This is a genomic window from Micromonospora halotolerans (assembly GCF_032108445.1).
Lineage (GTDB): Bacteria > Actinomycetota > Actinomycetes > Mycobacteriales > Micromonosporaceae > Micromonospora > Micromonospora halotolerans.
This window is the reverse complement of the sequence record NZ_CP134876.1, coordinates 3,415,792-3,427,800: the sequence shown is the minus strand read 5'-3', so window position 1 is coordinate 3,427,800 and position 12,009 is coordinate 3,415,792. Positions and strand designations below refer to the sequence as shown.

Annotated in this window: 10 protein-coding genes; 4 read left to right on the top strand and 6 right to left on the bottom strand. The window is 74.4% G+C overall.

All coding sequences use genetic code 11. The features are described from left to right. Positions 1-93 precede the first annotated feature (93 nt). Both RMN56_RS16345 and RMN56_RS16340 read right to left on the bottom strand, forming a co-directional pair. A complete protein-coding gene (locus tag RMN56_RS16345) occupies positions 94-639 on the bottom strand; it encodes an LOG family protein (RefSeq protein ID WP_313724577.1) in 546 nt (181 codons plus the stop codon). Positions 640-641: 2 nt separating this feature from the next. Beyond that, a complete protein-coding gene (locus RMN56_RS16340) occupies positions 642-1,508 on the bottom strand; it encodes an LOG family protein (RefSeq protein WP_313724576.1) in 867 nt (288 codons plus the stop codon). A 155-nt stretch (positions 1,509-1,663) separates the two neighbouring features. Between RMN56_RS16340 and RMN56_RS16335 the strand changes: the two genes are divergently transcribed. Then, positions 1,664-1,825, top strand: coding sequence for a hypothetical protein (locus RMN56_RS16335; RefSeq protein ID WP_313724575.1), 162 nt, complete (start codon positions 1,664-1,666; stop codon positions 1,823-1,825). A gap of 49 nt (positions 1,826-1,874) precedes the next feature. On the opposite strand, the gene dapE is transcribed toward RMN56_RS16335, so the two are convergent. Then, entirely contained in the window at positions 1,875-2,948 is a 1,074-nt protein-coding gene (gene dapE / locus RMN56_RS16330) for a succinyl-diaminopimelate desuccinylase (RefSeq protein ID WP_313724574.1), read from the bottom strand. A gap of 24 nt (positions 2,949-2,972) precedes the next feature. Here dapE and dapD point away from each other — a divergent pair, with 24 nt between their 5' ends. Next, a complete protein-coding gene (gene dapD / locus RMN56_RS16325; protein WP_313724573.1) occupies positions 2,973-3,932 on the top strand; it encodes a 2,3,4,5-tetrahydropyridine-2,6-dicarboxylate N-succinyltransferase in 960 nt (319 codons plus the stop codon). 83 nt (positions 3,933-4,015) lie between these two features. Here the strand turns inward: dapD and RMN56_RS16320 are convergent, their stop codons facing one another. Beyond that, positions 4,016-7,357, bottom strand: coding sequence for a S8 family serine peptidase (locus RMN56_RS16320; protein ID WP_313724572.1), 3,342 nt, complete (start codon positions 7,355-7,357; stop codon positions 4,016-4,018). Positions 7,358-7,499: 142 nt separating this feature from the next. Here RMN56_RS16320 and RMN56_RS16315 point away from each other — a divergent pair, with 142 nt between their 5' ends. Beyond that, the gene (locus RMN56_RS16315) at positions 7,500-8,066 is read left to right on the top strand and encodes a sugar O-acetyltransferase (RefSeq protein ID WP_313724571.1); all 567 of its coding nucleotides are present in this window, start codon (positions 7,500-7,502) and stop codon (positions 8,064-8,066) included. An 84-nt stretch (positions 8,067-8,150) separates the two neighbouring features. Further along, on the top strand, positions 8,151-10,739 hold the full coding sequence (locus RMN56_RS16310; RefSeq protein WP_313724570.1) for a hypothetical protein: 2,589 nt from the start codon (positions 8,151-8,153) through the stop codon (positions 10,737-10,739). Here the strand turns inward: RMN56_RS16310 and RMN56_RS16305 are convergent. Together RMN56_RS16305 and RMN56_RS16300 are read right to left on the bottom strand one after the other, a co-directional pair. Then, a complete protein-coding gene (locus tag RMN56_RS16305) occupies positions 10,716-11,363 on the bottom strand; it encodes a nucleoside/nucleotide kinase family protein (RefSeq protein WP_313724569.1) in 648 nt (215 codons plus the stop codon). The genes RMN56_RS16310 and RMN56_RS16305 overlap by 24 nt on opposite strands. After that, entirely contained in the window at positions 11,363-12,004 is a 642-nt protein-coding gene (locus RMN56_RS16300; protein ID WP_313724568.1) for an SIMPL domain-containing protein, read from the bottom strand. The genes RMN56_RS16305 and RMN56_RS16300 overlap by 1 nt, the downstream gene beginning before the upstream one ends. Positions 12,005-12,009: the final 5 nt, after the last annotated feature.

Genomic DNA, 12,009 nt, shown 5'->3' with positions numbered 1-12,009 from the left:
CCACCCCACGGCGATCATGAGGTTGGCGGCACGTAGGGAGATCGACTTCGCCGTCAACCTCATGATCGACGGCGGCGGGGGCGCGGGGCCGGGTCAGGTCAGGCGGGCGTCCAGGAGGTCCAGGGCCTGGGGGATCGTGTCGGCCACCAGCAGGAGGTCCAGGCCGGCGGGTTTGATGAAGTGCTGCCTGGCCAGGGTTTGCAGCCAGTCGAGCAGCGGGCGGTAGAAGCCGTCGGCGTCGACCAGCACCATGGGCTTGGCGTGCATGGCCAGGGTGGCGGTGGTCCAGACCTCGAACAGCTCGTCCAGGGTGCCGAGCCCGCCGGGCAGGGCCACGAACGCGTCCGACTTGTCGATCATCAGGGTCTTGCGGCTGGCCATCCCGTCGGTGACCAGCAGCTCGTCGGACGCCAGGTCGGCGACCTCCAGGTCGACCAGGGCCTGCGGGATGACGCCCAGGGTCCGGCCGCCGGCCGCCCGCGCCCCGTCGGCCACCGCGCCCATCATCCCCACGCACCCGCCGCCGCTGACCAGCGTGTGCCCGCGCCGGGCCAGCTCCGCGCCGGTCTTCGTGGCGAGGTCCAGCCAGCGGGCGTCGAGGGTACGCGAGGACGCGCAGAACACGCAGACGTTGGCCACGGTCAGCCCTGCTCCGCCGGCCCGTCGGGGGCGGCCTCGGCGGCGGCCTGCTGGTCGGCGCCGAGGCGGGCGACGGCCTCCTCGCGGACGGCTTCCTGCTCGGCCGAGAGCACCGCCTCGGCCTCCACGATGTGCCGGACCGCCTCGTTGACGTCGTCGGTGAGGCAGATCAGGTCCAGGTCGTTCGGGCCGATCTTGCCCTCGGCGGCCATGGTGTCCCGCAGCCAGTCGAGCAGGCCCCGCCAGTAGTCGACGCCCATCAGCACCACGGGAAAGCGGGTCACCTTGCCGGTCTGCACCAGGGTGAGCGCCTCGAAGAGCTCGTCCATGGTGCCGAAGCCGCCGGGCAGCACCACGAAGGCCTGGGCGTACTTGACGAACATGGTCTTGCGGGCGAAGAAGTAGCGGAAGTCGATGGCCAGGTCGACCCAGTCGTTGAGGCCCTGCTCGAACGGCAGCTCGATGCCCAGCCCCACGGAGAGCCCGCCCGCCTGACCGGCGCCCCGGTTCGCCGCCTCCATCACGCCCGGCCCGCCGCCGGTGATCACCGCGAAGCCCGCCCGGGCCAGCGCGCCGCCCAGCTCCTCGGCCAGCCGGCACTCGGGGCTATCCGGCTTGCTCCGGGCCGAGCCGAAGACGCTGACCGCCGGCGGCAGGTCGGCGAGGGTGTCGAAGCCCTCGACGAACTCGGACAGGATGCGCAGCGCCCGCCAGGCGTCCTTGGTCTTCCAGTCGCCCCGGCCCCGGGAGTCGAGCAGCCGCTGGTCGGCGGTGCTGGTCGGGATGGCCTGGTTGCGCAGGGTCACGGCGCCCCGGTGTCGCACTCCGCTCGGCCCGCGGCCGGATGGCCGCCCGTTGCTCTGGCTCATGGGGCCACCGTAGTGGAGCCGGGGCGGCGCGGTGCGGAGGCGGGCGACGCGGAGAAATTCTTCGTGATCATGGGCAACTAAATGGCTCGCTCGTACGTCTTACTATTCACATACCGGGTATGCCCGGCGACGCGCCTTCGGGGGAGGAGCCAGCGTTGATCAGCAACAGCGAGATGATCCGGATCCGCCGGCAGATGCAGCGGCGGATCCGTGACGTGGTGGCCGAGCGCCGCCGCGCCCGGATGATGGAAGCCCACCACACCGACCTCACCGGCGAGACCACCGAGACGGACAGCCCGCTGACGACCACGCTCTGATGGTCCGGCCGGGGGCCCGCGTCACCGACGCGGGCCCCCGGTCGCGTACTCAGGACGGGGCGAGCCAGCGGTGCAGGGTGGCCGCGCCGTCGCGGATCTTCGTCAGCTCGACGTGCTCGTCCTTGTGGTGGGCCAGGTTGGGGTCGCCGGGTCCGAAGTTCAGCGCCGGGATGCCCATGGCCGCGAACCGGGCCACGTCCGTCCAGCCGAACTTTCCGATCGGGGCCGCGCCGACCGCGGCCAGGAACTCCTGCGCCGGCGGGTTGTCCAGGCCCGGGGCCGCGCCGGCCGCCGCGTCGGTGACCGTCAGGTCGAAGCCGGCGAAGACCTCGCGCAGGTGCGCCTCGGCCGCCGCCGGGTCACGGTCCGGGGCGTACCGGTAGTTGATCTCGATCTCGCAGCGGTCGGGGATGACGTTGCCCGCCACCCCGCCGGTGATCCGCACCGCGTTCAGGCCCTCGCGGAAGTCGCAGCCCTCGATGGTGACCCGGCGCGCCTCGTACGTGGTCAGCCGGCGCAGCACCTCATTGGCGCCGTGGATGGCGTTCACCCCGTGCCAGGACCGGGCCGCGTGGGCCCGCTCGCCGTGCGTGGTGACGATCGCCCGCATGGTGCCCTGGCAACCCGCCTCGACGATCCCGTACGTCGGCTCCAGCAGCAGCGCGAAGTCGGCCGCCAGCCACTCCGGGTGCGCCTGGGAGACGAGGGTGAGGCCGTTGTACCTCGACTCGATCTCCTCGGCCTCGTAGAAGAAGTAGGTCACGTCGTAGCGCGGGTCGGGCAGGGTCACGGCCAGGTGCAGCGCGAAGGCCACGCCCGACTTCATGTCGGAGGTGCCGCAGCCGTACATCAGGTCGCCGCGCATGGTCGACGGGAAGTTGTCGTTGAGCGGCACAGTGTCCAGGTGGCCGGCGAGCACCACCCGCCGTGCCCGGCCCAGGTCGGTGCGCGCCATCACGGTGTTGGAGTGCCGGTAGGTGGTGAGGTGCGGCACGCCCCGCAGCACCTCCTCGACGCAGTCGGCGATGGCCTTCTCGTTGAGCGACACGGACTCGATGTCGACCAGCGCGCGGGTCAGCGCCACCGGATCGGCCAAGACCTCGGGGGTCAACGGGTTCTGCATGTCTCGCACGGTACCGTCAGCACCGTGACGACCGCACAGTCTGCCTGGGGCATCGGCCTGGCCACGATCACCGCTGACGACCAGGTGCTGGACACCTGGTATCCCACCGGCAAGCTGGGGCTCGGCGAGCTGCCGCTGGTCGCCGGTGAGGACGAGGCCGACGTGCTGGACCTGCCGCCCGGCGCGGTCGGCGAGCGGGCGCTGCCCGGCCTGCGCACGGTCCAGGTGGTCACCGTGATCGGCTCGCTGGACGACCCGATCAAGGACGCCGCGGACGCGTACCTCCGCTTGCACCTGCTCTCCCACCGCCTGGTGCGGCCCAACGAGCTCAACCTCGACGGCATCTTCGGCAAGCTGGCCAACGTGGCCTGGACCTCGGCCGGGCCGTGCCCGCCGGAGCGGGTCGACGAGCTGCGGGTCATCGAGCGGGCCGCCGGCCGCCACCTGTCCGTGCACGGGGTGGACAAGTTCCCCCGGATGACCGACTACGTGGTCCCGGCCGGCGTGCGCATCGCCGACGCGGACCGGGTCCGGCTCGGGGCGCACCTGGCCGCCGGCACCACCGTGATGCACGAGGGCTTCGTCAACTTCAACGCCGGCACGCTGGGCACCTCGATGGTCGAGGGGCGGATCGTGCAGGGCGTGGTGGTCGGCGACGGCTCGGACATCGGCGGGGGCGCCTCGATCATGGGCACCCTCTCCGGCGGCGGCACCGAGAAGGTGCGCATCGGCGAGCGCAGCCTGGTCGGCGCGAACGCGGGCGTGGGCATCACCCTGGGCGACGACTGCGTGGTGGAGGCCGGCTGCTACATCACCGCCGCCTCGAAGATCACCCTGCCGGACGGGCGGGTGGTCAAGGCCCGCGAGCTCTCCGGCGTGGACGGCCTGCTGTTCTGGCGCAACTCGGTGACCGGCGCGCTGGAGGCGAAGCCGCGCACCGGCCGGGGCATCGAGCTGAACGCGGCGCTGCACGCCAACGACTGAGCGACGACGCGGGACGGGCCGGGGCTTTCCGCCCCGGCCCGTCCGCCGTCCGGGCGGCCTGTCGGCGTTCCCGGACGACCGGCTCACCGCAGGCGGTACGCCTGGATGATCCGCTGGGTGACCGTGTTGCCGGCGCGGTCCCGGGCGGTGGCCCGCAACGAGACGTAGCCGGGGCCGGCCGGGTGCCGGACCGTGGCCGCCCAGCCCGCGCCCTGCCGGTGCAGGGCCGCCCTGCGCCAGGTCTTCCCACCGTCGTAGGAGACGTCGACGGTGAGCGCCGCGACCGGGGTGGCCGGCGCGCCGGGCTGCCGCTGCACTGTCACCGGGATGGTGAAGGTCCGGCCGGCCGGGGCGCTGTTGTCCACGGCCAGCGGCGGGGCGAAGCGGACGGCCATGGCCGGCAGCCGCACCCAGTCGTCACCGGGCACCCGCTGGGACCGGAACGTCCAGGCGGCCGAGACCTCGGTGCTCAGGTCCGTGAAGCCCCGGGTGGCCGAGGTCTCCAGCCGGTAGCTCGCGGCGCCCGGCGGCACCTGGAACTCGCCGTACCCCGGGGCGGGCTGCTCCGCGAGGAGCTTCCCGTTGCGGTAGAGCGCGGTCCGGTCGGTGTCGTTGAGCGAGCCGCCGGGGTGGCCGGCGGCGTCGCTGTGCACCGGCAGGGAGACCACGAGGGTGTCCCCGCTGCGGGTGATGCCCTGCTCCGGCCAGCGCGGCTGCGGGAACGACGGTCCGTACGGCGCGCTGTTCCAGTCCTCCCGGTAGGTCCGGCCGGCCCGGTAGCGGGTCGGCACCGACTCCAGCACGGCCCGCACCTCCAACCAGCCGTCCTCGCCCCGCGTACCGAAGTCGAGCTCGGAACTCCAGCCGGTGCGGGCCGTGCTGTAGTGCTCGACCCGCTTCCCGGGCACCGGAACGGGCACGACGATCGCCGAGCCGCCGATGTTGTAGTCGGACTCCGGGAAGACGATCCGCTCGTTCTCCAGCCCCGCGTAGCCGGCCGCGAACCGGTGGGTGACGGTGGCCAGGTCCGCCGGCCGGTAGTGCCGGACGAACCCGGTCGGCATCCGCCCGGGGAACAGCTCGTTGAGGGCGTAGAGGTAGGGGCTGCGCTCCGGCGCCGTCGGTTCGAGCCACTGGCTGGCCAGGGCGGCGACGAAGAGGGAGTCGGAGACGCCGCGCCCGAGCTGGCCGCTGTAGAGGCCGTCGAAGCTGGACGTCCAGAGCCCGAACCCGTAGGTGGCGTCCTCGGTGGACCAGTTGGCCGAGAGGTCGATCAGCAGTGGGGCCGCGCCGCGCTGCGGCACGGTGGACCGGACCGGCTTCGCCCGCCGGGCGTCGACGGTGAGCCGCTGGTCGCCGCTCACCACCAGTTCCGGCTGGGCCAGCATGGACACCTCGGTCCAGCTCTCCTCCCCCGGCACGTAGATCAGGCTGTTCAGGCCGTACCGGCCCTTGGGGAGGCGGATCCGCGCCTCGCCGTCGGCGTCGTACACGTCCCGGTACAGGACACCGTCCAGCCCGACGAGGGTGGTGAAGTAGTCACCGGTGAGCTGGCCGGCCCGGTCGCGGTGCACGACGGTCAGGTCGTAGCTCTCGACCTCGCGGTTGACCGCCAGCGGCGTGACCGTGACCGTGTCGCCCGCGCGGGCGACCAGCCGGCCGGTCCAGTAGCCGTCCAGGCCGCCGAGCCGGGTGTCCGCGGTGACCGTGACCTGGGCGGTCCCGCCGGCCGGCACGGTGAGCCGGGACGCGCCGAGGGTGAACATGCCGGCCGGTGCGGCGCGCCCGTCCGGGCCGGTGACGTCGACGGTGAGGTCGAGGGTGAGCGGGCCGGTCCCGCCGTTGCGGTAGGTGACCGTGCGGGCGACCGGCTGGTCGTCACCGTGCGGCCAGGCCGTCAGCCCGAACGAGACGCTGGGCGGGTCGCTGGTGACCTGCTCGGTGATCGCGTGGGCCACGTCGACCCGTCCCGCGCCCTGCTGGAACGCCGTCTGGTCGGGGTGCGGCCTCGCCGAGGCCATCAGCGTGGCCTTGTACCGCCCGGCGGTCCAGCCGGGGTGCTGCTGGGCGAGCAGTGCCACCGCGCCGGCCACGTGCGGCGTGGCCATCGAGGTGCCGGAGAGGGAGACGTAGCGGTCCCCCACCGGGTCACCGATGGTGCCGTTGGCGGCCCGGGCGGCCACGATCTCGACGCCGGGCGCGGTGATGTCCGGCTTGAGCCCGCCGTCGACCCGCGGCCCCCGGCTGGAGAAGTCGGCCAGCTTGTCGTCCCGGTCGACCGCGCCGACCGCCAGCGCGGCGTCGGCGGTGGCCGGCGAGCCGACCGACCCGTCGGCGCCGTCGTTGCCGGCGGCCACCACGAACAGCGTGCCGGTCTGCGCGGTCAGCGTCTCGACGGCCTGCTCCAGCGGGTCCACCTCGGGGAAGTCCGCGCCGCTGAGGCTCATGTTGACCACGCTGGCGTGCTTCTCGGCCGCGGCCCACTGCATCCCGGCGAGGATCGCCGACTCGGTGCAGCCCTCGTTCTCGCAGACCTTGCCGGAGAGCAGGGTGGCGTCGGGGGCGACGCCGCGGTACTTCCCGCCGGAGGCGGCCCCGCTGCCCGCGATGATCGACGCCACGTGCGTGCCGTGCCCGACCATGTCGTCCGACTCGGCCGCCTCGCTGAAGTTGCGCGAGTCGGCGACCCGGCCGGCCAGATCCGGGTGGCTGAGGTCGACGCCGGTGTCGAGCACCGCGACGCTGACCCCCTTGCCGGTGAAACCGGCGGCCCAGGCCGTGGGGGCGCCGATCTGCGGCACGCTGTGGTCCAGGGTGACGCGCCGCCGGCCGTCCAGCCAGATCCGGTCGACATCCCCCGCCGCGTCGACCCGGGCGCCGGCCCGGTCCGCCGTGACCGCGCCCCAGACCGCGGCGGTGTCGGCCTTCGTCGCGACCAGCGCCGCGCCGCCGATCGCCGGCAGGTCGCGGGTCACCCGGGTGCCGGCCACCGGGGCCGCCGCCCGTCGGGCCGAACCCGGCCGGTACGACACGAGCAGCGGAAGCGTGTCCCGCCGGGCGTCGTCGTAGCCGGCCGCGACCAGCCCGGTGACGTCGAACAGCCGCCGGTCGACCCGGCCGGCCCGGACCAGGGGCAGCGCGTCCTGCGGCAGCACGGTGAGGTGGCCGCGTTCCCGGGTGACCAGGAAGCCGACTTCGGCGCGGCCGGCGCCGGGGCGGACCGCCGCCTGTCCGGCGGCGGTGACGGTGACCCGGTCGCCGGTGATGAGGGTGACGGTGACCGGCTCGCCGGGCCGCGCCGCCGCGGCGCGGGCCGGGGCGCGGTCCGTGGTGGCCGCCGGGGCGGCGGAGGCCGGCAGGGGCACGCCCAGCGCCAGCCCGAGGGTGAGGCCGAGGCCGGCGATTCTTCTTCGATTTCGGCGCAACGTTCCTCCTTCGTCAAGCGTCTTCATCGATGGGTACGCATCGACGCAGATGGTCAGAATTGCATACCGCGTATGTAATCGGAAGTCGTCTATCCGACGGAACCGGTCCCGCAGCCGCCGTCCTTCGGGGCAGGATCGCCCGGTGACCGCCATGAAGGACCGCATGCTCGCCGGCGAGCCGTACATCGCCGACGACCCGGAGATCACCGCCGATCTGGACCGGGCCGCCCGGCTCAGCGAACACTTCAACCGCAGCTCCGCCGACGACCCGGAAGGCCGCCTCGCCGCCCTCCGCGAGCTGCTCGGCTCGGTCGGCGAGGGCACCTGGGTGCGCCCGCCGCTCTACTGCGACTACGGCCACCAGACCCACATCGGGCCGCGCAGCTTCGTCAACTTCAACGCGGTCTTCCTCGACGTCGCGCGGATCACCATCGGCGCCGACGTCCAGATCGGGCCGAACGTGCAGCTCCTCACCGCCACCCACCCGGTCGAACCGGCGGCCCGGCGGGCCAAGTGGGAGGCGGCCCAGCCGATCACCATCGGCGACAACGTCTGGCTCGGCGGCGGGGTCATCGTGCTGGCCGGCGTGACCATCGGGGACAACACCGTGGTCGGCGCGGGCGCGGTGGTGACCCGGGACCTACCCCCCAATGTGGTGGCCTTGGGTAACCCCGCTCGTCCGGTTCGGAGCCTCGAAGAGACCGTCTGACCTGCTGAAACGACGCTTCGGCGGGGTGCGGATTCCGGCCCGAGGGTGCACTCTGAGTAGTGGACGGTTCACCCAGGGGGCGTCATGGAACGGGTGCTCGAACTGCGCGTACACGGGGTGTCGAACACCCCGCCCGACCAGCTGCTCGGACTGCGCCCCGCCCCCGGCGGCGACGGCGCGCAGCCCGACCTGGTCGCCGGCGGCGCGGTCACCGGCTTCTACCGCGCCAGCACGGCCGGCCGGGACGACCCGATCACCGTCGAGGCGTACAGCTGGGGGCAGTTGACCTCCGGCGCGCGGACCCGGCGCGACGTCGAGCGGGCCCTGTGGACGCTGCTGCTGCCCTTCACCCTGGCCAACGTGGCGCTCTACGCCCGCACCGGAATCCCGCCGGACCCGGACCAGGAACGCTGGGCCAGCCGCTCCGGGATCACCGCCTGGCTCATCCGGCTGTTCTGCCTGAGCCTCACCGGCACCCTCGTGATCACGGCGACCGGGATCGGGGTGGACCTGATCGGCTGGCAGTGCGTCGGCCTGGACTGCCTCGGCCACCTCCCCGGCCCGATGGAGTTCCTCGGCAACGCCTGGTGGCGCCAGGACACCCGCGCGCTCGCCGCCGGCCTGCTGGTGCCGCTGCTCCTGCTGGCCGGGCTCGGCGGGGTCGCCTGGCGCACCTACCAGTACGAGGCGGAGATGCCCGCCGAACCGCACCCCCGCCCCGCGGCGCGGCAGGACGGCCCGCCCGCCGACCCGCCGGACCGGCCGGAGCCGCTGGAGAACCCGCTCCAGGACCCGACCTTCTGGAACGGCGAGGGGCAGCTGCGCCGGGCCGCCGTCCTGCACCTGTGCACCGGAGCGGTGATCGCCGCGGCGGTCCCGGTGGCCGCGGTGATGGTCATGGACCCGCCGCGCGGGCTGCGGGCCGCGGTCGCCTGGCCGACCGTCGGCCTGCTCGCGGCCGTGGTGGCGATCGCCGTGGTGGCGTTGGGCCGGCCCTGGCTGACCCGGCGGCAGGGCGCCACGCCACTCGGCCGGTGGAGCGCGACCCTGGCGCTGCTCACCGGGCTGGGCCTGGCCGGGACGTTCACCCTGCTCCTGCTGCCCGACGGTCCCGCCGGCCGGCCGCTGTCCACGTACCGGCCGCCCATCGGGTGCGTCACCGACCCGGGCATCGCGGGCTGCCGCACCGACCGGTCGCTGCCCGGCTACGACACCGCGGTCGCCTGGCTCGCCACGTACCAGGCGCTGCTGCTGGTCACCATCGGCGCGGTGAACCGCTCCGGGCGGCGCGCCCTGTTCGGGCCGGTGGCCGGCGGCCTGCTGCTGCCGATCGGGCTGGCCTGGACCGAGCGCGGCCTGCCCGGCCTCCCGGACGCGCCGGACGCCCTGAGCAACTGGACGCTCGCCGGGCCGGCCATCGCGATCGCCGTGACCGGGCTGCTCCTGCCGCGGAGCCGGCCGGCCGTGCCGGTGCAGCCGCTCGGCGCGCACACCGACCTCGCCTGGGGCGGCCGCGGCCCGGCGCTCATCGCCGGCTTCGGGTGGATGATGGCGGTCGCCTACTGCGCCGGGCTCCTCTACTGGGTCAGCGACCGGCTCGACAGCCGGGCCGACCCGAGCGGCCACAGCCGGGTGGTGCCCCCGCTGGCGGTCTTCTGGGCCGGGCTGGCCTGCGTGGTCGCCCTGCTCGCCCTGCTCGCGATGCTGGTCCGGGCCGCCGTGCTGCTTCAGTCCCTGCGCCGGGTCGAGTACACCGTCCTCACCGCCGACAACGCCGGCCTCTCCGCGCACGACCTGCGCCGCTGCCGCGACGTCAGCACGTTCCGGGCGCTGCACCGGCTGGTCGGCGAGCACGCGATCCGGCTGGTCGGCTGCTACGCGGCCGTCTCCGTGGTGCTGGTGACGCTCTGCTGCGCGGCCGCGTTCTCCCGCAGCCGGCCCAGCCCGCTCTCCCCCTCCGGATGGCCGGCCGTCATCCACTGGACCGCCAACCGGGGCGACACCATGCTCGGCTGGCTGCCGGTGGTGATCAGCGCGCTCGGGCTGCTGGTCTACCGCACCGACACGGTGCGCCGCTCGGTCGGCGTCATCTGGGACGTCGGCACCTTCTGGCCCCGGGCCGCGCACCCGCTCGCCCCGCCCAGCTACGCCGAGCGCGCCGTGCCGGAACTCCAGACCCGGGTCGCCGGGCTGCTCGCGCTCCCCCCGCTGCACCCCGACCGGATGGACGGCGTGATCCTCTCTGGGCACAGCCAGGGCACCGTCATCTGCGCCGCCATGCTGCTGCAGCTGCCCCACCGGTGGCGACGGCGGACCTGGTTCTTCTCCTACGGATGCCAGCTCACCCGCCTCTACGGCCGGGTCTTCCCCGCGTACTTCGGCCCCGAGCGGCTGCGCACCCTGGCCCGGGCGCTCACCTGGCCCGGCGGGCACGTCTCGTGGACCAACTTCTGGCGCGACACCGATCCTCTGGGCTGGCCGGTGACCGCCGGGGAACGGGACGTGCCGGTGGCCGACCCGGAGGCGCTGCACCCCGTCGGGGGCGAGGTGGCCGACCCGCCCATCCGCAACCACAGCGGCTATCCGGAGGCGGCCGAGTTCACCCGGGAGCGGGCCGTGGTGGCGCGGCTGCTGCGCCGGGCCGTGCCGTCACCCCGGCAGGGGGTCGGCTAGCCGGACCACCAGGTCGGCGTGCTCGGCCGTGCCGGTGACGAGCCGGGCGTTGGCCTCGTCGCTGCCGAGCGCCCAGGCGCGGGCCTGCTCCGGCGTCTTCCCGTACGCCTCGTGCCGGGCGGTGAGCCGGCGCACCCGCAGCTCGGCGTCGAGGTCGAGGAACCAGATCTCATGCAGCAGGGTGCGCACCTCCTCCCACGGCTCGTCGCGCACCAGCAGGTAGTTGCCCTCGGTCACCACGAGCCGCACCTCGGGCGGCACCTCGATCGCGCCGGCGACCGGCTCCTCCAGGTCGCGCCGGAACGCCGGCGCCCACACCGAGGTCGGCTCCAGCCGGCGCAGGCGGCGCAGGGTGGAGACGAAGCCGTTGGCGTCGAACGTGTCCGGCGCGCCCTTGCGCGCGTCCCGGCCCAGCCGGGTCAGCTCCGACTGGGCCAGGTGGAAGCCGTCCATGGGCACCAGCCGGGCGGCCGGACCCACCTCGGCGACGATCCGCTCGGCCAGCGTGGACTTGCCCGCTCCCGGCGCGCCGGCGATGCCGAGCAGCTGCCGCGGGCCGTCCCCGGCGAGGGCCCGGGCCCGGGCCACCAGCTCGCCGAGCGGCAGCACCTGCGCGGGGGCCATCAGCCGAGCACCGGTTCGCTGATGGTGAACCGGGCCTCGACCGCCGCCTGCACCGGCTGCGGCTGCGGATCCAGCTCCAGCTCGGGGGCGGCCTCCCCGGCCCGGCCGAAGCCCGCCTTCGCCATCATCGGCGGGGCGGTGGCCAGGCCGGTGTCGGCCAGCTCCCGCAGGGCGGTCACCCGGGCGCCGAGCGCTTCGGCGTATTCCCGGGCGCGGGCCAGGGCGTCCGCGATCGCGGCGTGCCTGGCCTCCCGGTAGGCCGGGCTGTCCGGCCGCAGCGACCACCACGGACCGGCCACCTCGACCTGCTCCTGGTCGGCCAGGCGCAGCATCAGCTCGCCGAGCGCGGTGAAGTCGACGACGGTGACCGTGGTGGTCACGCTGCCGTGGTAGGCCACCACCCGCTCACCCGAGCGCTTCGTCTCCGGCCAGACCCGGAGCTGGCCGGTCTCCCGCCGCTCCACGGCCGGCTCGGCCGCGTCGAGCAGCACCCGCACGGCGGCGGTCCGCTCGGCCAACCGGGCCAGCGTGGTCTCCCGGTCGCGGTCCCGCGCGGTCGCGGTCACGGTGAACCGGGCCAGCTCGGGGGCCGCCTCCCGGTACGCCTCGCCGCGTACCGCCACGACCGGTGCGTCCGCCATGCGGC

Bases quoted from the DNA above. Each gene is read 5' to 3' on its own strand.
- RMN56_RS16340 (WP_313724576.1), bottom strand. From the start codon at position 1,508: ATGAGCCAGAGCAACGGGCGGCCATCCGGCCGCGGGCCGAGCGGAGTG.
- RMN56_RS16300 (WP_313724568.1), bottom strand. From the start codon at position 12,004: ATGGCGGACGCACCGGTCGTGGCGGTACGCGGCGAGGCGTACCGGGAG.
- dapE (WP_313724574.1), bottom strand. From the start codon at position 2,948: ATGCAGAACCCGTTGACCCCCGAGGTCTTGGCCGATCCGGTGGCGCTG.
- RMN56_RS16305 (WP_313724569.1), bottom strand. From the start codon at position 11,363: ATGGCCCCCGCGCAGGTGCTGCCGCTCGGCGAGCTGGTGGCCCGGGCC.
- RMN56_RS16310 (WP_313724570.1), top strand. From the start codon at position 8,151: ATGGAACGGGTGCTCGAACTGCGCGTACACGGGGTGTCGAACACCCCG.